General features: G+C 61.3%; 21 protein-coding genes. 7 read left to right on the top strand and 14 right to left on the bottom strand.

All coding sequences use genetic code 11. The annotated features are described in order from the left end of the window. Window positions 1-5: 5 nt before the first annotated feature. Entirely contained in the window at window positions 6-758 is a 753-nt protein-coding gene (locus AAAX72_RS04845; protein ID WP_238022987.1) for an NAD-dependent protein deacylase, read from the bottom strand. A gap of 113 nt (window positions 759-871) precedes the next feature. Here AAAX72_RS04845 and AAAX72_RS04850 point away from each other — a divergent pair, with 113 nt between their 5' ends. Then, window positions 872-1,690: an exodeoxyribonuclease III gene (locus AAAX72_RS04850; RefSeq protein WP_346964965.1), complete on the top strand. Its 819-nt coding sequence runs from the start codon at window positions 872-874 to the stop codon at window positions 1,688-1,690. A 149-nt stretch (window positions 1,691-1,839) separates the two neighbouring features. Here AAAX72_RS04850 and AAAX72_RS04855 read toward each other — a convergent pair whose 3' ends face one another. From AAAX72_RS04855 to AAAX72_RS04865, 3 genes are read right to left on the bottom strand one after another with little or no spacing between them, the layout of a single operon-like run. Beyond that, window positions 1,840-2,553: a DUF6580 family putative transport protein gene (locus AAAX72_RS04855; protein ID WP_349129329.1), complete on the bottom strand. Its 714-nt coding sequence runs from the start codon at window positions 2,551-2,553 to the stop codon at window positions 1,840-1,842. Between the two features lie 4 nt (window positions 2,554-2,557). After that, on the bottom strand, window positions 2,558-4,201 hold the full coding sequence (locus tag AAAX72_RS04860; RefSeq protein ID WP_349129331.1) for an ATP-binding cassette domain-containing protein: 1,644 nt from the start codon (window positions 4,199-4,201) through the stop codon (window positions 2,558-2,560). Further along, window positions 4,201-5,190, bottom strand: coding sequence for an energy-coupling factor transporter transmembrane component T (locus AAAX72_RS04865; RefSeq protein ID WP_349129333.1), 990 nt, complete (start codon window positions 5,188-5,190; stop codon window positions 4,201-4,203). Before AAAX72_RS04865 ends, AAAX72_RS04860 begins: the two co-directional genes overlap by 1 nt. Window positions 5,191-5,286: 96 nt before the next feature. On the opposite strand from AAAX72_RS04865, the gene glmU reads away from it, so the two are divergent. From glmU to gltA, 6 genes are all read left to right on the top strand, one after another. Continuing rightward, entirely contained in the window at window positions 5,287-6,699 is a 1,413-nt protein-coding gene (gene glmU, locus AAAX72_RS04870) for a bifunctional UDP-N-acetylglucosamine diphosphorylase/glucosamine-1-phosphate N-acetyltransferase GlmU (RefSeq protein WP_349129334.1), read from the top strand. A gap of 193 nt (window positions 6,700-6,892) precedes the next feature. Next, on the top strand, window positions 6,893-7,879 hold the full coding sequence (locus AAAX72_RS04875; RefSeq protein WP_022094252.1) for a ribose-phosphate pyrophosphokinase: 987 nt from the start codon (window positions 6,893-6,895) through the stop codon (window positions 7,877-7,879). Between the two features lie 437 nt (window positions 7,880-8,316). Beyond that, window positions 8,317-9,444 carry a hypothetical protein gene (locus AAAX72_RS04880; protein WP_349129336.1) on the top strand — a complete coding sequence of 376 codons (1,128 nt, stop codon included), beginning with the start codon at window positions 8,317-8,319 and terminating at the stop codon, window positions 9,442-9,444. 351 nt (window positions 9,445-9,795) lie between these two features. Further along, a complete protein-coding gene (gene pth, locus AAAX72_RS04885; RefSeq protein ID WP_260699060.1) occupies window positions 9,796-10,425 on the top strand; it encodes an aminoacyl-tRNA hydrolase in 630 nt (209 codons plus the stop codon). Window positions 10,426-10,799: 374 nt separating this feature from the next. After that, window positions 10,800-11,639, top strand: coding sequence for a sulfide/dihydroorotate dehydrogenase-like FAD/NAD-binding protein (locus AAAX72_RS04890; protein ID WP_349129338.1), 840 nt, complete (start codon window positions 10,800-10,802; stop codon window positions 11,637-11,639). Next, window positions 11,630-13,039: an NADPH-dependent glutamate synthase gene (gene gltA / locus AAAX72_RS04895; RefSeq protein WP_006235794.1), complete on the top strand. Its 1,410-nt coding sequence runs from the start codon at window positions 11,630-11,632 to the stop codon at window positions 13,037-13,039. The genes AAAX72_RS04890 and gltA overlap by 10 nt, the downstream gene beginning before the upstream one ends. Window positions 13,040-13,165: 126 nt before the next feature. Here the strand turns inward: gltA and AAAX72_RS04900 are convergent, their stop codons facing one another. From AAAX72_RS04900 to purM, 10 genes are all read right to left on the bottom strand, one after another. Continuing rightward, a complete protein-coding gene (locus tag AAAX72_RS04900) occupies window positions 13,166-13,789 on the bottom strand; it encodes a cytidylate kinase-like family protein (RefSeq protein ID WP_195239942.1) in 624 nt (207 codons plus the stop codon). A 48-nt stretch (window positions 13,790-13,837) separates the two neighbouring features. After that, entirely contained in the window at window positions 13,838-14,476 is a 639-nt protein-coding gene (locus AAAX72_RS04905) for an amino acid ABC transporter permease (protein ID WP_006235796.1), read from the bottom strand. A gap of 3 nt (window positions 14,477-14,479) precedes the next feature. Further along, a complete protein-coding gene (locus AAAX72_RS04910) occupies window positions 14,480-15,226 on the bottom strand; it encodes an amino acid ABC transporter permease (RefSeq protein ID WP_035136546.1) in 747 nt (248 codons plus the stop codon). Between the two features lie 25 nt (window positions 15,227-15,251). Next, on the bottom strand, window positions 15,252-16,127 hold the full coding sequence (locus tag AAAX72_RS04915) for a transporter substrate-binding domain-containing protein (RefSeq protein WP_349104358.1): 876 nt from the start codon (window positions 16,125-16,127) through the stop codon (window positions 15,252-15,254). A gap of 8 nt (window positions 16,128-16,135) precedes the next feature. Beyond that, complete coding sequence (locus AAAX72_RS04920) at window positions 16,136-16,867, bottom strand: amino acid ABC transporter ATP-binding protein (RefSeq protein WP_349087578.1); 732 nt, start codon at window positions 16,865-16,867, stop codon at window positions 16,136-16,138. A gap of 246 nt (window positions 16,868-17,113) precedes the next feature. After that, entirely contained in the window at window positions 17,114-17,557 is a 444-nt protein-coding gene (locus tag AAAX72_RS04925; RefSeq protein WP_349104360.1) for a GatB/YqeY domain-containing protein, read from the bottom strand. 54 nt (window positions 17,558-17,611) lie between these two features. After that, a complete protein-coding gene (locus AAAX72_RS04930; protein ID WP_349104363.1) occupies window positions 17,612-18,832 on the bottom strand; it encodes a peptidylprolyl isomerase in 1,221 nt (406 codons plus the stop codon). A gap of 226 nt (window positions 18,833-19,058) precedes the next feature. After that, a complete protein-coding gene (locus AAAX72_RS04935) occupies window positions 19,059-19,523 on the bottom strand; it encodes a PTS sugar transporter subunit IIA (RefSeq protein WP_195193289.1) in 465 nt (154 codons plus the stop codon). A gap of 154 nt (window positions 19,524-19,677) precedes the next feature. Then, window positions 19,678-20,379 (bottom strand): phosphoribosylglycinamide formyltransferase, encoded by a 702-nt coding sequence (gene purN / locus AAAX72_RS04940; RefSeq protein WP_349104366.1) that lies wholly within the window; start codon window positions 20,377-20,379, stop codon window positions 19,678-19,680. Further along, on the bottom strand, window positions 20,369-21,472 hold the full coding sequence (purM, locus tag AAAX72_RS04945) for a phosphoribosylformylglycinamidine cyclo-ligase (protein WP_055251557.1): 1,104 nt from the start codon (window positions 21,470-21,472) through the stop codon (window positions 20,369-20,371). The genes purN and purM overlap by 11 nt, the downstream gene beginning before the upstream one ends. Window positions 21,473-21,605: the final 133 nt, after the last annotated feature.

Genomic DNA, 21,605 nt, shown 5'->3' on the forward strand with positions numbered 1-21,605 from the left:
GCGGGCTAGAACGCAAACGCGGCCGCGATGTCGCAAGAAATCAGCAGGTCGGCATTTGCATCCTGATCGGTGGGAGCAAGGTTGCATATGGCCAGCGTATCGCCGGTAAAGTAACGCGTAAGGCCTGCCGCCGGATACACCACGAGCGAGGTCCCGCCCACAATGAGGGCATCGGCCGCGGCGATGGCGGCAACGGCACCGGTCAGCACGTGCTCGTCGAGCGGCTCCTCGTAGAGCACCACATCGGGCTTAATGCGCCCGCCGCACGCGGGGCACACGGGCACGCCCGCGGCGTCCTCGTGCTCGCGCGAGCGAATCCACTCGGCGCTATAGACCGCGCCGCACGACTGGCAAATGTTGCGATGGACCGATCCGTGCAGCTCGAACACGCGCTGTGAGCCGGCCATCTGATGCAGACCGTCGATATTTTGCGTCACCACGGCATCAAGCTTGCCGGCGCGCTCCAGCTCGGCCAGCTTGGTGTGGCAGCGGTTGGGCTTGGCGCCAAGCGCGATCATCTTGGTGCGGTAAAAGTCGAAGAACTCCGCAGGATGCGCCTCGTAAAAGCTATGCGACAGCATGGTCTCGGGCGGATAGGCAAACTGCTGGTGATACAGGCCGTCCACGCTGCGGAAATCGGGGATGCCGCTCGCCGTGGAAACACCCGCGCCGCCAAAGAAGACCACGCGCTTGTGGGTGTCAAACAGATCCGCCAGCGCGGCGGAGGCCTGTTTGGAGTCCGTTATCGCCTGCGTCATATGAGTCCTCCGTCCTTGTCTCCGGGACGGCGGCGTTCGCACTATCACTCGCGGACTCCGCCCCGCTCTTGTTGCGTTAATCTTAAGCCTGCCAACCCCGTCGAAAGGACACCATGCCTCAGACTTACACTTTCGCCTCGTGGAACGTCAACGGCCTGCGCGCCGTGCTCAAAAAGGACCCGAGCTTTATCCAGATCGCGCAAGAACTCGACGTCGATATCCTGGCGCTGCAAGAGACCAAGCTGCAGGAGGGCCAGGTCGATATCGACCTGCCCGGCTATCACCAAACCTGGAGCTACGCCGAGCGCAAGGGCTACTCGGGCACCGCGGTCTTTAGCCGCCAGGAACCGCTGCGCGTACTGCGCGCCGATGCGCTGCTGCCCTACGCCGGCGAGGGCGAGGCGGCCGAGCTCGTCGCCCAAGCCGCGACCGAGGGCCGCGTCTGCGCGCTGGAGTTCGACAAGTTCTGGTTTGTGGATGTCTACACTCCCAACGCGCAAAACGAACTCGCCCGCATCGACGTGCGCATGGCCTGGGACGATGCCTACCGCGGCTTTTTGAACGCGCTCGAGTGCGAGACCGGCAAACCCGTCGTAACTTGCGGCGACTTTAACGTGGCGCACGAGGAGATCGACCTTAAGAACCCCAAGTCCAACCGCGGCAATGCAGGCTTTTCGGACGAGGAGCGCGGCAAGTTTACCGAGCTGCTCAACGGCGGGTTTACCGATACCTGGCGCGCGGCAAACCCCGACGTCGAGGGCGTCTACAGCTGGTGGAGCTACCGCTTTAATGCCCGTAAGAACAACGCAGGCTGGCGCATCGATTACTTTCTGGTAAGCGATTCGATCGCCGCCAACGTTCGCGACACCGGTATCCGTGGCGATATCTTCGGCAGCGACCACTGCCCCGTCACCCTCACGCTAGAGCTCTAGCCCCAAGTAATTTCCTGGGGGACAGAGGAAAACAGATCATGTGACCCCTCTCCCCCTATAAGTTGCAGTGGAATAGTTCCTGTTTGGGCAGCAAATTGCCAAAAACGAGAACTATTCCACCGCAAGTTCGTGAGGGAACGCAAAATGCCTTACAGCCCGTATTTCACGACGACACGGTTAATGCGACGGCACCAAGGCTTGTACAAGGCGGCCAAGAACACGCAGGTCGCAAGGCCGTGCGTAATGTCGAACGGCACCGCCGTGGCAAGACGCGCCACGGCGCCCGCCCACGTGAGCGGCTGCACAAAACCGATGATATCGTAGGCGTTGATCACCACGCCGTAGAGCAGGCCCGATGCAAAGCCGTACGCCATCAGCGACGGCATGCGCACGGTTCCATCCGCACGGTCGAACGCGCCCGCATGCGCCAACTCACCGCCAACATAGCCAACCAGACCCCAGGCATACATCTGCCATGGCGTCCACATGCCCTGCCCAAAAAAGAAGTTGCTGGTCAGCGCCGCCAGCGCGCCGACCATAAAGCCGTTACGACGACCGAGTGTCGCCCCGGCGATAATGGCGATGGCGCTCACGGGTTTAAAGTCAGGAATGGGTCCAAACAAGATGCGCCCCGCTGCGGCCAACGCCGCCAGAACCAGCGTTGGCATAATCTGGCGCAGGCCCGGTCGCGACGCCTCGTAGCCCGCAAAGAACAACGCAAGCACCAGCGCCACCACGACAAGCATGGCAAGCGCCGCCTGCTCAACGCCCGCCAGCAACGCCGCAGCCATCACTGCGGGAACCGCCAGCAGCAGCGGGATCTCCAGTTTTGCGAGTAGGCGCGCGACGCGATAATCCGTCATCCCATCACGCCCTATAAAACACATTGTCGGCAAAGAAGTCGGACGGCGGCTCCATGCAGGCAATCTCGCCGTCGAACATCATGGCAATGTCATCGGCAACCTGCTCGGCAAAATCCAGATCGTGCGTGGCCATGATGACGGTGCCGCCAGCCTTCGCATGGTCACGCAGGGCGCGAGCGATGATACGGCGGCTGGCCAGGTCCAAGCCCTTGGTGGGCTCATCGAGCAACAGCAGCTCGGGGCCAATCAGAAGCAGTTTTGCCAACGCAAGCAGTTGACGCTGCCCGCCCGAAAGATCGTACGGGTGGCGCCCATCCAGGCCGTCCAATCCCAGCTGCGCCGCGCGCTCCTGGGCCGCGCCCTCGTCATACCCGCAGGTCGAAGCCCATTCCATCAGCTCATCGCGCACTGTCTCGGCAACCAGCAACGCCTTGGGATTCTGAGGCAGCAGTGCCGCCGAGGCAGCCCCGCGCTCCATATGCCCACGCTGCAACTTGACCGTCTTGGCCAGCACCGAAAGCATTGTCGACTTACCACAGCCGTTACCGCCCACAACCGCATGCACCGCGCCTGCCGAAAACGACGCATCGAGCCCGCGCAGCACCCAGCCGGACGCCCGATCGTAGCGAAACCAGCTCCCTGCCAGGGTGGTAGCCGACCCAGCGTGCATTTTTGGGAGAATTCGGCATCCACCGGCGCGCGATGGCGCCCCCGAGTCGTCTTGCGGCGGTATTTGCGCTTCAAATTCACCAGATTTGTCCGATTTCAGCCATTTTTCTGCACCCGGAGCGCCCGCGCGCGGGTCCAAAGAGCCCAGCTGGCCACTGGCGCTGCTGAAAACTCCGTTTTTTGCACGCCGCGAGGCACCCCACCCTGACGCCTCGCCAGAAAACAGCTCTTCACGATGCCCCAGGGAGGCAATGTCGGCCACCTCGCACACGCGTCCGTCTTCAATCCGATACGCGCACGTCGCGTATTCGAGCATCGGACGTGGCTGATGCGTTGCCACGACAACCGTGCAGCCCAGCTCGCGATTCACGCGGAACAGCGCATGCAGAAAACTCTTCTCGGCAACGGGATCCAGTTGGGACGTGGGCTCGTCGAGCAGCAGCACGCGTGGGCGCAGCGCCAGCACAGCCGCCAGCGACAGCAGCTGTTTGCGTCCACCCGAAAGCGTATCGGTATCGCGGTGGAGCCAATCCTCCAACCCAAAGAAATAGCTGGTCTCGGCCACGCGACGGCGCATCTCGTCGCGCGACATGCCTAAGTTTTCCAGACCAAACGCCATCTCGTGCCACACGGTTTCGCACACGATCTGGTTCTCGGGGTCCTGAAACACATAGCCCACGCGCTCCGCGGACGCCCGAACATCCATGTCGGCAACGCTCTCGCCCAGCACGCGCAGCTCGCCAGCGCATTCGCCCGTCGGCGAAATCTCGGGTTTGAGCAGCGAGAGCAGCGTTGACTTACCCGACCCCGTACCACCTACCAGCAGTGCAAACGCCCCTTGGGGAACAGACCAGTCGAGCCCGTCGAGCACCGGCGCCTCGGCCCCGGGGTAGGCAAAGCGCAGACCCCGCGCTTCAATCGCCGGCGTATCCGAGCCGCACACCATGCCCGCCATCATGCTTCCGTCCAACCGGGTCATCAGCCAAACCTCTTCTCGTCAATCGCGTGCAGCACACAGGGCGGCGCCATCCAGGCCGCGTATACAACATAGCCCGGCCACGGCGCCGGCGCCGATAGCTGCGGGTAAAACGAATACTGCGTCGTCGCGGTCCATGCCACCGCCACCGCGGCGGCACCAAACAGCGCAAGCCCAACCAGCGCGGCAATATCGCCGCGCCCCAGCCGATACCGCGCATACGTCGTGCGACGCGTCACGGCGCCCCACCCACGGGAGCGCATGGCGTCCGCGCGCTCCAGCGAATCCTCCATGCCCCAGCCCATCAACACACTCGATGCGCGCAAACGCGAGCGCACGGGGTCGGCCGGCGCGCGGCCAGGCACATCAATCGCATCCTGCACCGCCAGCACCGTACGACCGCGGCGCAAAAACTGCGGGATAAGCCGCATGCACATCGAGATCATGAGCGCGATCACCGGCGCGGCGTTACCCAAAAGCGCAAGCACCTTGTCGTAGCCAAGCATCGATGCCGCCGCCTCAAACCACAGCACGCTCGCCACAAACAGCCCACCCATGCACAGGCCGTAAACCATGCTCTCTAGATACACCGCACGCATGCCAATACGGAACAGCTCCGTCGAGCCCGAGGCGCTAAACAGCGGATTGAGCACCGCGATGATCAAAATCACCGGCAGCTGCCAGCGAAGCGCCCCCAACGCGCGCGCGACGCCGCGCGTCGCAAACCCGTACGCCAACCCGCCCGCAAGCGACAGCGCAATCAGCACCGGTTGCATCGAGAACATGGTGAGTCCCAGCGTCAGCACCGTGTAGAGCGCCGGCACCGCCGGATGCGACATCGAAAATGCCGCGACGGGTTCGTTGCCCGATTCCTCTCGCATGATATCCACGGGCACCTCCCATCCCCTCGTGCAAAACGCCAACGCCGCAGCGCCGCCGCCATGCACAACCAGCGCAAACACCACGCCGGCGGCAGCGACACCGGCCGTCACGCGTCAATCGTTACGCGCTCATCATATGCCTGCGGTATCATATTGTGCCGTGTATCGTTTCCAAACACACGTCTCTATAACGTAACAGGAGATCACATGGACGCAACCGCAATTATCCTCGCCGCCGGCGAGGGCACCCGCATGAAGTCGAACCACTGCAAGGTTTCGCACAAGATCCTGGGCAAGCCCATGGTCCAGTGGATCGTCGACGCCACCATCAAGGCCGGCTGCAGCCGCGTCGTGGTCGTCATCGGCAGCCACGCCGACGAGATGCGCGCCCTTATCAACGGCGCCTACGCCAACAGCGCCACCAAGGTCGAGTGCGTCGAGCAGACCGAGCGCCTGGGCACCGGCCACGCCGTCAAGGTCGCGCTCGAGGCCTGCGGCATCACGCAAGGCCCCGTCGTCGTGCTCAACGGCGACCTGCCGCTCATTACCGCCGACACCGTCGCCAAGTTCGCGCAGACCGTCGCCACCGGCGAGCTCGCCTGCACCGTCATGACCATGACCCCGCCCGACCCCTTCGGCTACGGCCGCATCAAGCTGGGCGCCGACGGCCAGATCGAGCGCATCATCGAGCAGAAGGACTGCACGCCCGAGCAGGCCGCCACGCTGCTGGAGTGCAACGCCGGCTGCTACGCCTTCGACGGCGCGCAGCTCGCCGCCCACATTGACGAGATCGGCAACGACAACGCGCAGTCCGAGTACTATCTGCCCGACATGCTCGAGATCCTCAAGGGCCACGGCCAGGCAGTCTCCATCTTCCACTGCGACGACTACCGCGACGGCCTGGGCGTCAACAGCCGCATCCAGCTCGCGCAGCTCACCGCCATCGCGCGCGACCGCATCAACGAGCACTGGATGGCCGAGGGCGTTACCTTCATCGATCCCACGCAGGCCTGGATCGGCCCCGATGCCGTTATCGGCCGCGATACCGTCGTGTGGCCGCAGACGCACCTGATCGGCCACGTCACCGTGGGCGAGGAGTGCCAGCTCGGCCCCAACAGCCGCCTCACCGACACCACCGTCGGCAGTGGCTGCACCATCGATGAGACCATCGCCATCGAGGCCGTCATCGAGAACGGCGTCGACTGCGGCCCGCGCGCCTACCTGCGCCCGGGCACTCATATGCTCGACGGTTCCAAGGCCGGCACGCACGTGGAGATCAAGAAGTCCACGATCGGTGAGGGCTCCAAGGTGCCCCACCTGTCCTACATCGGCGATACCACCATGGGCTCCGGCGTCAACGTGGGCGCGGGCTCCATCACCTGCAACTATGACGGCGTGCACAAGCACAAGACCGTCATCGGCAAGGATGCCTTCATCGGTTCCGACACCATGATGGTCGCGCCCGCTCAGATCGGCGACGGCGCGCTCGTTGCCGCCGGCTCCGTCATCACCGAGCCGGTTCCGGCCGACGCACTCGGTCTGGGCCGCGCCCGTCAGGTAAATATTGAGGGCTGGGCCGCCGATTACCGCCGCCGCCTGCACGAGGACGACGAGGTATAACGTTTTACCAAGCATCTAAGGAGCTGTTCCCATGGGGACGGCTCCTTTTTCTATGCTGACCTGCGTGACAGAATGAGTGGTCGGTTCGTGTCCGTTGACGGTAAAGACGTTATCAAGACCCGATTAACCCCGCCGCGCGGTTACAATGCAAAAAGGCATCTATATGGCATTCGATGTATAAAGGAGAAGGGTAATGCCGATTAATGATCCCGAGAAGTCGGAGAATATGCGCAAGTCCATCCGCGTGTATTCCGGTTCCTCCAACCGTCCCCTCGCTCAGAAGATCGCTGAGTACCTTGGGGTCGAGCTTTCGGGCCTTACGCTAAAGCAGTTCGCCAATGGTGAGATTTACGCCCGCTACGACGAGACCGTCCGCGGCGCCGACGTCTTCCTGATTCAGTCCGTGGCCGGCGGCAACGTCAACGACATGCTCATGGAGCTGCTCATCGCCACCGACGCTGCCAAGCGCGCATCCGCCCGCTCCATCACCGCCGTCATCACCCACTACGGCTATGCCCGCCAGGACCGCAAGGCCGGCCCGCGCGAGCCCATCACCGCCCGCCTCGTCGCCAACCTGCTCGAGCGCGCCGGCGTCAACCGTATCATCACCCTCGACCTGCACCAGGGTCAGATCCAGGGCTTCTTCGATATCCCGGTTAACCACCTGTCCGCGCTGCCGCTGTTTGGCCAGTACTACAACGACATGCACTTCGACACCGACAACCTGGTTGTCGTCTCCCCCGACGTGGGTCGCGCCAAGGCCGCCAAGAAGCTGTCCGACATGCTCGGCTGCGACCTGGCCATCGCCCACAAGGGCCGTCCGCGCCACAACGCCGCCGAGGTCATGGGCATCATCGGTGACATCAAGGGCAAGACCTGCATCATCAACGACGACATGATCGACACCGCTGGCACCCTGTGCGCCAACGTCAAGGAGCTCAAGGCTATGGGCGCTGGCGACATCTACGTCTGCGCCACCCACGGCATCTTCTCCGGTCCGGCCATCGAGCGTCTGAACGACGCCCCGATCGTCGAGTGCCTCGTCACCGACGCCATTCCCGTCGAGGTCGGCGGCAAGATCAAGACCATCTCGGTCGCCGAGGAGTTCGCTCAGGCCATCTCCGCCGTTTACCACGAGGAGCCCGTCTCCACGCTCGTCGGCGGCGATTTCGCGCTGTAGCCTGCCGCGCATCATCTTTGATGCTTTTAAAGGGTCGGAAGCGAGCTTCCGACCCTTTTTCTATCCCTCGCCAACCTTCCCTGGACAATTAGTTCAGATACGTATTTTTTTAAAGCTCCAAAGGACCGTTCGGAGCCTTCTGAGCTCCCCAGCGGATGCCATGCCGTCCAAATCTCATCGTTCTCGAGTACAACCGCTGCATATTTACCCTCAAATCGCCCTCAAGGGCCTTAGGCACGCCTCGAACGCCCGCCGCCTTATACGTATCTGAATTAACCGTCCAGTAGCTATCGTCAACCTTCGCGGCAGAGCTCAATTTCCTGCAATCCCCTCAACCGATTTCATAACACCCAGCCGTTCATGGCGCGCAGCGCCCCGCTGAGCGAAAAGAACGGTATGGGGGTCGCATTCTGCCGCCAACTTAGTACGTTATAGCTATGACGACCGTGATTTCACATTTCTCCGCCCTCCGCGCAATTCGTCGCGCACGACGGGCGTACTCTGCCCCATCCTGGGACTCCGTTGATAGTGAACAGCAAGCACAGGCCTTGGCTAGCTGCATTCCCAATAATGACGCGATAGACTTTGGCGCACTTTCGATACTCGATGCCTGGAATGAAGATGATTCCGAACTACTCGATCTTCTCGTTTCAGACGAAGACAACAGACGCCCCGACAAGCGGCTTCTTCAGCATATTCTCACCGCTCCGCTTCCTGAAGGTGCAATTATGCACGTCGAGGCCGACATCTACGCAACGTCTCCTGCCGTGACAGCCATGCTTTGTTCCAAAAATGAATCAGTCGCCAAAACCTTGATGCTTCTCATGGAACTGCTCGGAACCTACTCCCTTCCTCCCGGGGCAACATACCCCATTGCCCATGACGACATCTGGCCCAAGGGCGATGGCTGCGCAGCGACGGGCGATCTTGATTGCTTGGGCAACCAGTCGGTGGTCGAGCAACAGAACGAAACCCGCTATGAACAGGCACACTACAAATGCGAGCCCGCCACAACTATCGAAGAGCTTGAGGCGGTTGCACGCTTCGCCAAAAGTAGCTCATACACATCGTTTCGCACGGCAGTCAAACTTGCCCGACCCGGATCTGCATCCCCAGCCGAATCCCTAATGTTTGCCGTTCTCGGAGCGCCCATGCGCTTTGGAGGATTCGGATGTTGCAGTCTGCCCATGGGAGGCCTGCTACTCAACTATCGAATCGACTTCGACACTCTTGCGGTCAATATGTCCTCGGGCATCCCCTATGCCATCTGCGACCTATATTGCCCGGCAGCCGGAGTCGACAACGAATACAACGGAATTGGGCATGAGCTTCAAAACGCTCGCATCCACGATGGCAATCGAAATAATGGCCTCAAGGCAATGGGCATCCACGTCCTGGTTATCAATCGCGACCAAATGAAAGACCTTGTTGCACTCGAAGCCTTCGCCCAAACGATGCATCGACTCGCGGGAGTCCGATTCCGATACCGTATCAAGGGCTATCGCAAGCGTCAGGCCGCTTGGCTCAACGCTCTGCGGGCCGGAATCGGCCTTGCGCCGGTCTAAACGGCGAATCACCCGCGCGCCGCCGAACAGGACTGGACAGTTAGTTTAAATACGTATAAATGGACACATTGAATTAGGCTGTTTTGCAGCTATCTCTATACCATTCGCCCTATTTGAAGGCAGGGTAGACTTCAAAACAGCGCCATATGGACTAACTAAAGCTCCAAAACAACGTATCGGCATTGAATTGAGCACTTCGAGTCCTCAGAACTTATACGTATCTGAACTAACTGTCCACCTCTGATTTCGACGGCCGTCCAAACGCCCCTAAACGCCCTCAATTACCCTCCATTTGACAGCGGCAGCAGGGTCGCTCACCATAGCAGGCGACAAATCAACGAAAGGATAAACATGGCAGCTGCACAGCCGCTTAAGATTCGCATGGTTGCCGGGCTTGGCAACCCGGGCGAGGAATATGCCGAGACCCGCCACAACGCCGGCTTTAAGGCAATCGACGAGCTGGCCCGTCAGGCCGGCGTCACGTACTGGAAAAACCAAGCAGGCGCCGAGGTCGCGCTCATCAATATCAACGATGCTGAGGAAGAGGGTGGCAAGCGCCAGATTGTGCTGGTCAAGCCGCAGTCGTACATGAATACCTCGGGCGGCCCCATCTCCAAGCTCTGTCGCGAGTACAAGATCAAGGCCGAGGAGCTGCTCGTAATCCACGACGAGCTCGATATTCCCGCCGGCGACGTGCGTGTTAAGGTGGGCGGCGGCCATGCCGGTCACAACGGCCTGCGTTCCATCATCGACAAGATGGGCAGCCGCGACTTCAGCCGCATCCGCACCGGCATCGGCAACCCTCCCGGCAAGATGGCCGTCGCCGACTACGTTCTTAAGCAGCTGCGCGCCCGCGAGGCCGAAGATTTCCAGGACACCTGCGCCCGCGCGGCCGACGCCGCCGGCCTGGCGATCGTGCACGGCGTGGTCTATGCCCGCGACCATGTCAACGGCGCCGCCTCCGCCAACGGCAAGCACTAAAACCTATCATTTAGGAACAGGTTTATTTTGGCAGGTTTTACCTGCGGAAACGCCCCAGTTGCGGCATCGCAATCAACCGCGCGCCGACATACATGCATAGCACCCCAAAGGGGGCCGGCCTCATCACAACCCGAGGCCGGCCCCATTTGCCGTTTTACCTGATAAAACCGACCAAAATAAACCTCTCCCCCTTTGGTAGGCCAAAGTGGATAAACCCTGCTCCCAACAGCCGAAGACACACGTAAGTGACATGTCCATGAGGGTATAATTTGCACCGTATGTCTGCACAACGCCTGTGCGCGTACGGTTTTATTCGGGCTACCGTCCATTTCCGTGGAGGCACGGTTCGGCGGCCCTAACAAGAGAGGGGTTCTATGTATAAAATCCTGGAGAAGACGCAGTTCTCGGAGAAGGTGTTCAAGTTCCGCATCGAGGCGCCTGTAATCGCCAAGCATGCGCACGCTGGACAGTTCCTCATGGTTCGCGCCAACGAGACGGGCGAGCGCGTCCCGTTTACCCTGGCCGGCTGGAACGGTGACGAGGGCTGGGTCGAGTTCATCTTCATGGTGATCGGCAAGACCACCGAAATGCTTTCCACCTACGAGGCCGGCGAGTCGCTGCGCGACGTCGTGGGCCCGCTGGGCGTTCCCACCGAGATGGCCGAGGGCCCCTGCGCCGTCATTGGCGGCGGCGTCGGCCTGGCAATTGCCTTCCCGGTCGCCAAGCACCTGGTCGAGACCGGCCACGAGGTGCACGCCATCATGGGCGCCCGCACCAAGGACCTCCTGCTCATGGAGGACCAGTTCCGCGAGCTCCTCGACGAGGACCACATCCACATCACCACCGACGACGGCTCCTACGGCGAGCAGGGCGTTGTCACCGCTCCGCTGGAGCGCTTGCTGCAGGACAAGGCCGTGAGCCAGGTCTTCTGCGTCGGCCCCGTTCCGATGATGAAGTTCTCGACCCTCACCGCCCAGAAGTACGACACCCCCATCACCGCGTCGCTCAACCCCATCATGGTTGACGGCACCGGCATGTGCGGCTGCTGCCGCGTCGAGGTGGGCGGCGTGACCAAGTTCGCTTGCGTCGACGGCCCCGACTTCGATGCCACCCTGGTCGACTGGGATGACCTTCGTGCCCGCCAGGCCGCTTACCGTTCCGAAGAGGGCGAGTCCCTCAAGGCCTATGAGGAAAAGAGCTGCGCATGCCACTAGTTAACGGTCGTTTCGTTGCCGATATGAAGTCGCCCCGCACCCCCGATAACGAGGAGCCGGCTGCCGAGCGCGCCTGCGACTTCCGCCCCGTCGACAAGGGCTTCACCGAGGAGATGGCGCTGGCCGAGGCCGAGCGCTGCCTCAACTGCAAGAAGCCGTTCTGTGTTGAGGGCTGCCCCGTCAACATCAACATCCCCCGCTTTATCGAGCAGATCCGCGAGAAGGACTTCGGCGGCGCTCTCGATACCATCCGCGAGGACTCCATGCTTCCCGCCATCTGCGGCCGCGTCTGCCCGCAGGAGAACCAGTGCGAGGGCAAGTGCATCCGTGGTAAGAAGTCCGAGCCCGTGGCCATCGGCCAGCTCGAGCGCTTCCTGGGTGACCGCCCCGAGCTCGCCTCCACGCCCAAGATGGCCCCCAAGAACGGCAAGAAGGTCGCTGTCGTCGGCTCCGGTCCGTCCGGCATCACCTGCGCCGGCGAGCTCGCCCGCAACGGCTTTGACGTCACCGTCTTTGAGGCCTTCTTCACCGGCGGCGGCGTGCTGGTCTACGGCATCCCCGAGTTCCGTCTGCCCAAGGCAGTCGTCAAGCGCGAGATTGACGGCCTGGAGGACATGGGCGTCAAGTTTGAGTACAACTCCGTCGTGGGCAACATGGCCACGGCCGAGGAGCTGTTCGAGCAGGGCTTCGACGCCATCTACGTGGCGACCGGCGCTGGCCTGCCCAAGTTCCTCAACGTCCCCGGCGAGAACCTGCCCAACGTCTTCTTCGCTAACGAGTACCTCACCCGCGTGAACCTGATGAAGGCCAACAAGTTCCCCGAGTACGACACCCCCACCAAGCACGGCAAGAACGTCGTCGTCTTTGGTGGCGGCAACGTGGCTATGGACGCCGTCCGTACCGCCAAGCGTCTGGGCGCCGAGCACGCCATCATCGCTTACCGCCGTACCGAGGACGAGATGCCCTGCCGTCGCGCCGAGCTGCACCATGCCAAGGCCGAGGGCGTCGAGGTTCTGCCGCTCGTCTCCCCGCTCGAGTTTGTCGCTGGCGAGGACGGCTCCGTGTGCGCCGTCAAGGTCCAGAAGATGGAGCTCGGCGAGCCCGACGAGTCCGGCCGTCGTCGCCCGGTGCCCATCGAGGGCGCCATCGAGGAGATTCCCTGCGACGTCGCGATCTCGGCTATCGGTACCAACGCCAACCCCTTCGCAAAGAAGATCGGCGGCAAGATGGAGCTCAACAAGTGGGGCTACATCGTCGCCGACGAGGAGACCGGCCAGACCACCGATCCCCGCATCTGGGCCGGCGGCGACATCGTCACCGGTGCCGCTACGGTCATTCTGGCGATGGGCGCCGGCAAGAAGGCCGCCGCTTCCATCACCAAGAGCCTGCTGGGCGAGTAATCACCTACAGCGCTAGCTACCAAACGGCAAAGTCCCCGTCGAGCACACGCCCGGCGGGGACTTTTTCTATGCCGATCGCCCGACCACCACGATGGGGACAGGCACCTTTGTGATGGTTTTGATCGGCTAGCCTTCGAGCTGCGCTGCCTTGTAGCGGTAGGCTGCGGCGATGACATCCTTGCAGCCCTCGCGGCCCAGCTTGGCGCGGTTGACGACGATATCCTTGCCGCTCGTCATCTTCCACTTGCCGGCACTGTAGCGCTTATAGAACGCCTCGCGCGCCTTCTGCTGCTGCTTGACCAGCTTGGCACCCTTCTTTTTGTTGAGGCCGCGCTTCTTGCGCACGATCTCGACGCGGTCCTCAAAGGGTGCGGTCACCAGCACGGCAATGTGGTTGGGGTTGTTACGCAACAGGTAATCGGACAGGCGACCTTCGATAATGCAGCTCTCGGTCTCACCCAGATCCAAAATCACCTGGCTCATCTTTTGGAACAACTTGTCCGAGTACGAGCGTGCATCGTAACGGTCGGGCAGAAACGCCATGTTCTCCACGGCCAGGCGCTCGTCGTAGGCGGCCATCTTATCGAGCGACTCGCCCGCGCGCAGCGACGCACGCACCAGCAGCTCGTTATCGTACAGCGGAATCCCCAACTCGTCGGCAAGCATGCGACCAATCTCGTGGCCCTCGGCGCCAAAGTCGCGCGCGATGGTAATGACCACAGGATTCTTCTTGTTCTCCAGATCGCTCATCGCGATTCCTTTCTCTATGTGACAAAGGGGCTGTCCCTTTGCCACATTCTACGCTGCCACCATTCGCCTCTGATAAGCTCTCACCAGCAGCGAGATACCAAAGTTGAGCACAAAGTACATCGCAAACACCAGGCCGTAGAGCATAAGAACCTGCGACAGGTCGATCGCGTGGGCCATCACGACATTTGCCGTGTACATGAGCTCGGCCACGTTAATGCCCGAAAGATACGAGCTGTCCTTAATGACGGTCGTGCACTGGCTAAACAGCGCCGGAATGATCGTCTTAAACGTCTGCGGCAGAATGATGTAGCGCATGGTGGCAAAGAAGCCAAAGCCCTGGCTCTGCGCTGCCTCAAACTGGCCACGCGGAATCGAGTTGAGGCCGCCGCGCACAATCTCGGCCATAACAGCGCTGGTAAACAGCGTAAAGGCGATGGTCGAAATCACAATGTCCAAACCCTGCACCGTAAAGTAGATAAACAGGATCCACAGCAGGTTTGGCGTGCAACGGAACAGCTCGATATAGGCGCTCACCAAAATACGGAACGGGCGGGGCGCATAGCTCTTAACGAGCGCCAGCACCGTGCCAAAGATGAGCGAGAAAAAGATCGACAGCGCCGAGATCTCGATTGTCTTAACAAAGCCGCCCCAAATGTAGAGCAGGTTGGTCGCGTTGAAGATTTCCATGCGCTAGGCCTCCTCTACGTTGTCGAGCCCCAGCTCGGCCAGGCTCACGCCGCGCGGACGCTCCTTGGAGCGGCGCTCGAGCCACTGCACCAGCATGGCGAGCGGAAAGCAGATGATGAAGTACATAAGGCAGCAGACGATGTATCCCTGCAGGTAACCGTACAGACTCACAAAGTTGTCGGAACGGTACATAAGGTCGCCGCCGGCCACGAGCGCCAGCACCGACGTGTTCTTGACCAGGTTGAGCGCCTGGTTACACAGCGGCGGCAGAATGATCTTGAATGTCTGGGGCAGCACGATGTACCAGTATGCCTGCGCACGGGTGAAGCCCTGGCTCTGGGCCGCCTCCATCTGGCCGCGCGGAACTGCCTCGATACCAGTGCGGATGACCTCCGAAATGTAGGCCGCGTGATACAGGCCCACACCCAAGAAGCCCAGCACGAACGGCGCAATGCGCACCGGCTGGTCGGCACCGGTTATGGCCTGCAAAAACTGCGGACCGGCCATGTACATAAAGAGCACCTGCACGGGCAACGGGGTGTTCTGGTAAAACTCCACGTACACGCGGCTTATGGCGCGCAGCACGCGCGAGCGAGTGGTAGAGAACACGCCCAGTAGCGTGCCCAGCACCAGCGACAGCAGCAGACCGGCAACGACTACCTGTAGCGTCACGCCAAAGCCCTCCCAGAAGGGCCCCATGTTTTGAAATGTCGTCGACCAACGGTCGGCGTCAAATAATCCTTCGAGCATTTGATTCCTTCCTTGGACGATGCGCCTATACAAGACCCCAGGTCTTGACCTCTTGGTCGAGCCAGCCGTCGGCCAGGCGATCGCAAATCACCTGATCGACCACGGCCGAAAGGTCGCAGCCCTTCTTGGTCGCCACGCCGTAGCCCTGCTCGCCAAACTTGACCTCGGGCTGCAGCAGCTCAACGGTCTCGTTCATGTAACCGGCCAGCGTGGAGCGGTCCATGGCAAAGACGTCGATATTGCCGGCGTCGAGCGAACTCTTGATGATGGGATAGCCGCTAAAGGCCCTAAACTCGGGCTTGCAGCTAAAGCCGTTGTCCTTGATCATCTGCTCGATCAGGCCCTGCGTGGTGGCACCCTGGCTCACACCAATGACCTTGCCATCCAGATCCTCAATCGAGGTAAAGCCCGAACGCTTCTTGACCATGAGTCCCACGTAGTCGGTGCGGTACGGCGTCGAGAAATCCCAGCTCTTCTTGCGCTCGTCGGTGATGGTGTAAGTCGCCGCGACAACGTCAAGTTGGCCGTTATCGATCAGCGGGCCGCGCGTCTTGGGCGTTACGTCGGTAAACTCGACAAGCTCCTGGGCGCGGGCCTCCTTGTAGCTCACGCCAAAGACGGCAGCGGCGATCTGGTAGCACAAATCGACTTCCATGCCCTCAAAGCGGCCCTTGGCGGTGTCGTAATAGCCATAGCCGGGAACGTCCTTCTTAACGCCGGCATTCAGATGGCCACGCGACTTGATGGCCGCAAGCTTGGACCCCTTGTCGGAGCCCTCGCCGCTGGTGGAGTTGCCGCAACCGGTAAGCGCGGACCCCGTCAGCGCAAGCATACCGGCGCCCGCCAGCTTCAAAAAGTGACGGCGCGACACGGCCGCCCTCGTCATATCCGTCATGTCCATCACCGCGCCTAGTGCAGAATCTTGGACAGGAACTCGCGGCAACGCGGGTTCTCGGGGTTATCGAAGAAGTGCTCGGGCGTACCCTCCTCCAGGATGCGGCCGTCCTCCATAAAGATGACGCGGTCGGCCACCTGGCGCGCAAAGCCCATCTCGTGCGTCACGCAGATCATGGTGATGTCCTCCTGCGCGAGCTCAATCATAACGTCCAGAACCTCCTGGACCATCTCGGGGTCGAGCGCCGAGGTCGGCTCGTCAAACAGGATAATAGGCTGCTTGGTGCACAGGGCACGGGCGATGGCGATGCGCTGCTGCTGACCGCCCGAGAGGTTCTGCGGATACTCGCCGGCCTTATGCGCCATGCCGACGCGCTTGAGCGCGGCGATGGCGACCTCGGTCGCCTCCTCCTTGCTCTTCTTTTGCAGCTTGATGGGCGCGAGCGTCAGGTTGCCGAGCACCGTCATGTTGGGATACAGGTTGAACTGCTGAAACACCATGGAACTATACTTGCGAGCCATCTCCAGGTGATTCTTTTTGGTGAGCGGCGTACCGTCGATGACGACCTCGCCCGACGTGGGCTCCTCCAGATAATCGACGCAACGGATGAGCGTCGACTTACCCGAGCCGGAAGGCCCGATCATTACGAGCTTCTCGCCGCGCTTGACGGTGAGATTGATATCTTTGAGCACATGCAGGTCGCCAAAGTACTTGTTGAGATGCTTGATCTCGATCATGTCTGCCATGAATGTCCCTTCCCTGCGTTTACACGAGTTGAACTATTGTACGGAAAGAACCGCGTTTCCGCAGCCCACACTACATTCCCGTAAAGAACCCGCAACCTTCCACCCACTCATTGGGGACAGGTTTAAATGAGTACCCGCTCATTGGGCACTCATTTAAGCCTGTCCCCAATGAGCACCGCCCAGCAAAAAAGGGGCGCGACCGCAATGGTCACGCCCCCTCAGCCTCAACTGTGTACCGCTCGGCCCTTACGCAAGCTTTGCTCCGACGATCTTTGCCGCGGCCGGCTTGTCGAAGTTGCCGCCGGTGGCCTTGCCGAGTGCACCCATGACCTGGCCCATCTGCTTCTTGGACGTAGCGCCCAGCTCGGCGATAACCTGCTCGATCAGAGCCTCGAGCTCCTCGCCCGAAACCTGCGCGGGCAGCAGGCTCTCCAGAATCTTGACCTGCTCGTTCAGGTTGTCGGTACGCTCCTGGTCGGTGCCGGCCTTGATGGACATCTCCAGCGTCTCACTCGTCTGCTTAATCAGACGCTTAATCATGCTGTTGACGTCTTCCTCGGTCACGTCGCGGCGCTCGTTGACCTCGATATTCTTCACCTCGGCCTTAACCTGGCGAATGATGGACAGGCGAACCTTGTCCTTGGCCTTCATGGCCGCGATCATTTCCTTCTGCAGCTCTTCGTTGGTCATCTGCAAATCCTCTCTAATAGCGTGGGCGGCGCTCGCGCGAGCACCGCCCCATGATTACTCAGTCGTCGACGAATCGTCGGTCGAGCTCTTGGTGACGCCCTTCAGACTCACGTTATAGGGTACGTCCTTGGGCATGGGGTTGACGGTGATGTCGGCATCCTTCTTGTACTGCTCCAGCCACTCGCTGTACGCGGTGCTGGCCGCCTGCGTCTTCACCACGTTGGAGACGTACTTTTTGATGTCCTTGGGCACCTGGTTGATGTCATCAACCTGATTATCGACATGGAAGTAGTCGGTGCACTTGATGATGTGGTAGCCATAGGTCGACTCGACGACTTCGCTCACGTCGCCCTTGTTGAGTCCCTCGAGCGCCGTCTGGTAGCTGTCGACAAAGGTGGTGAGCTTATCCCAGCCCACATCGCCCTTCTTCTCCTTGGAACCTGTGTCCTCGGAGTACTGCTCAACGGCGTCCTCAAAGCTCAGCTCACCGGAGTTGATCTTGTCCAGGCACTCCTGCGCCTTGGCCTTGGCGGCAGCCTTGTCCTCGTCGGAAGCGTCGGAATCAACCTTGATCAGGATGTTCGACGAGCGTCGGGCATCGTTGTAGCTGGACAGGTTTTCGTTGATGTAATCGACAATCTCGCTGTCCTTGGGCTTGCTTGTGGGCGCTACCGCATCCTTGAGTTTCTGCTGCGCCAGACTCTCCTTGAGCGAGTCCTTGTAGGTGTCCTCGGTATAGCCGTAGGTCTTGAGGGTCTTCTTAAAGGCCTTGGCACCGCCCGCGCTCTTGCACGCGTCCTTCCAAGCCTTCTCGACCTCCTCATCCGACACCGTCACGCCGTTCTCCTTCTGTGCCTGTTGAAGCAGAATCTGCTGCGTGTAGGAGTCGATGAGTTGCTTGCGGTACTTCTTGGGCGTGAGGTCGTTGTCGACCAGATACTGCGCCCAGTCCTTGTCCTTGGTGTAGCCGTAGGACGTGCGCATGCTCATGATCTGCTTGGTCACGGTGTCCTCGGTGAGGTTGGTGCCGTTGATAGTAGCAGCAACACCGCCGGTCAGCTTGTAGCCCGAGGTGTCCTCAGCCCGCGACATAAGGCCGGAGCACGCCATCGCCGAGACGGAAAGCAGCATCGCCAGCACGCCGATGACCACCAGGACGATCTTGACGGTCTTAGACACGTACGTCTTGCGCTGCTTCTTGCGAGAGCTGGAGGCAGCGCGAGCCTGCTGCTCGGGCGTCGGCGCGGCCTCGGAGTTCTTTTTCTTATTTGCCATAGTCGGCCTTTCGCATAACGAATCGAACAAACGCCATTGTGTCACAACGCGGCCCCCGCGGCACGCTTGGTACATTGGGGGCAGGTTAATCTGCACCATTTTGGTGCAAAGGGGGCAGATGCGGCACTTGGCAGTTGGGGACGTTCTTTATGTGCCGGCAGTTAGGGACAGTCCCCCAAGTGCCGACAGAAAAGGAACGTCCCCCAAGTGCCGACTCAGCCCCACCTTAGAAGTGGCGGCGGATGGCGTCGACCATACCCTGGGGCGTGGTCTGGCCGAGCACGTCGGCTGCGGCATCGGCGCCCATAAAGATGTTCATGAGCGCTTGCAGGGCCTCGACTTGGCCGCCCGGCTCGGCAATGCCCAGATTAATGACGATCTGCGCCGGCACCGGAGCGCCCATGCCAGCCATAGCGTTAAATGTCACGGGCGCGGCGGGCTTCACCACCGCGATATAGGGCTTGGCCACAAACCCCGGGTCGGTGTGCGGGATAGCGATGTTGGCCGCCGGCATGGCAAGGCCCGTGGGATAGGCATCTTCACGCGTGCGGACGGCGTCGAGCCAACCGGATGCAATGTAGCCACGTGGTGCAAGCTCGCCCTCAAGCCGCGCGAACACCTCATCCGGCGTCGCACACTCCCAATCAAAAAACACCAGCTCAGGCGTAAACAGCGCTTCGTTATCCGCCATGCGCTCACCTCTCTCTCACCTAGCCATCGGGGACGTTCTTAAATGACTAGTCGTTAAAGAACGTCGCAGGTGACTACCCAAAACAAAGGGTGGCCACGTGCGCCTTGGCGCCAATGACCACCCTGACTACTCGGCTAAATTGTACTGTGCGCCGCTAGCCGCGAGGCGCGTCAATTGCGACCTTGCCGCTCTCCAGCACGTGGACGCGGCCGTCGGCGAGCATTTGCACGACCTCGGGATACAGCACGTGCTCAATCGCGTGGATGTGCTCCTCGAGCGTGTCGACATCCCAGCCCTCCTCAACAGCCAGCGCACGCTGGGCGATGATGGGACCGTTGTCGTAGATCTCGTTGGCAAAATGCACGGTCACGCCAGTTACCTTGACGCCGCGCGCAAAGGCATCGTCAATCGCATGCGCACCGGTAAAGCTCGGCAGCAGCGCCGGATGCAAGTTGACCACGCGGTTGGGAAACGCCGCCAGCAGCGGCGTGTGCACCATGCGCATGTAGCCGGCCATGACCACATACTCGCAGCCGCGTTCGAGCAGTTCGTGCGCGATGATCTCGTCGGCGGCGATGGGGTCGGCGTAGACATCCTTAGACAGCGTGAGCGTCTGGATGTCCGCGCGCTCAGCGCGCTGCAAACCCTTAGCCGAAGGACGGCTCGACACCACAAGCTCAATCGAAGCGTTGAGTTTGCCGGCAGCGATCAGATCGATCAGCGCCTGCAGGTTGGTACCCGAACCGCTGATGAGCACACCGATCTTGAGCGGCTCGGCCGTATCGGTACCGGTCGGACGGGTATAGGGCACAAAATCCAGGCCCTCGGCAGCAGTCATCTGCTCGTTAGCGCTCATCGGAGTACACGACCTTACCGGAGCCCTCGACGCACTCGCCCACGCGGAACGGCTTCTCGCCCAGCGCGACCAGGGCCTCGGTCACGGCAGCCTCGTCCTCGGGGGCGACGATCAGGCACAGGCCAACGCCCATGTTGAAGGTCTTGCATGCCTCGTTGGGCGCGAGCTCGGCCTGGCGCGACACGTAGGTGATGACGGGCGGAACGTCCCAACCCATCTCGGCGCCGTTGCGGGTGACCACGGCGTCGACGTCGTCGGCAAGCGCGCGGTTGAGGTTCTCGGTAATACCGCCGCCAGTGATGTGGGCGATAGCGTGCACGTTGGCGCCGCCGCGCAGCAGCTCCAGAATCGGCTTGACGTAGATGCGCGTGGGAGCCAGCAGGGCGTCTGCCAGCGATGCGCCGCCGAGTTCCTCGAGCGGACGGCTCAGCTCCTCGGCCTTAGCGGCGGCCTCGGGCGTGCCCGGCTTAATGCCGTCGACGCCAATGACCTTGCGCACGAGCGAGTAGCCGTTGGAGTGCACGCCAGTGGAAGGCAGGCCCAGGATCACGTCGCCGGGGCGGACGTTCGCGGGGTCGAGCATCTTGGGACGGTCGACGACGCCCACGGTAAATCCGGCAAGGTCGTAGTCGGCAGGAGCCATAACGCCTGGGTGCTCGGCCATCTCGCCGCCCACGAGCGCGCAGCCCGCGAGCTTGCAGCCGTCGGCCACACCCTTGATGATCTTTGCCATGTGCTCGGCCTCGATGTGACCGATGGCAACGTAGTCCAGGAAGAACAGCGGCTCGGCGCCCGAAGCCAAAATGTCGTTGACGCACATAGCAACCAGGTCCTGGCCCACCGTCTCGTGACGGTCCATAATCTGGGCGAGCACGAGCTTGGTGCCCACGCCGTCGGTACCGCTAATCAGAATCGGGTCTTCCATATCCTTAAGCGCGGCGGCCGAGAACAGACCACCGAAGCCGCCGATGCCGCCGATAACCTCGGGGCGATTGGTGTCCTTAACCATCTGCTTAATCGCGTCGACGGCACGGCCGCCCTCGGCGGTATCGACGCCGGCATCCTCATACGTCACATGCTTGCTGTCGCTCATCTGAGCCTTCCTCTCCCACTACCGTCCGCCGCGCGGGCGCCAAACGGTGCTCATAGTTGCGTTCATTTCGGCGCGCGCCATAACAACGCGCGCCGCTCAATCAACAAAACAGCAGGTAAAACCTACCAAAATA

This window comes from Collinsella sp. CLA-ER-H8 (assembly GCF_040092335.1).
GTDB lineage: Bacteria > Actinomycetota > Coriobacteriia > Coriobacteriales > Coriobacteriaceae > Collinsella.